The sequence below is a fragment of the Halorubrum sp. SP9 genome, assembly GCF_005435015.1.
GTDB classification, from domain to species: Archaea; Halobacteriota; Halobacteria; order Halobacteriales; family Haloferacaceae; genus Halorubrum; species Halorubrum sodomense.
In genome coordinates, this window is record NZ_SGXU01000776.1 from 1 (window position 1) to 217 (window position 217).

Below are 217 nucleotides of genomic sequence, written 5' to 3' on the forward strand. Positions count from 1 at the left end.
AGCGCGGTGATCGCGTCTTCGAGCATCGACAGCGAGATCAGCCGCATCCGCGTGACCGCGTTGTGGATCGAAAGCTCCGAGGAGTCGAGCAGGTCCTGGACGACGACGCGGTCGCGCGTCTCCTCTAACACCTCCAAGCCGACGAGGCTCTGGACCGCGTCCCGAATGGTCGAGCGCTGCTCGGTGGTGATCTCCGCGGCCTCCAGTTCGATGACGT

The 217-nt window shown here is 65.0% G+C and carries 1 pseudogene; it reads right to left on the reverse strand.

Annotated features, from left to right (window positions below):
* A pseudogene (locus EXE45_RS19285) lies at positions 1-217 on the reverse strand (histidine kinase); the annotation flags it as partial.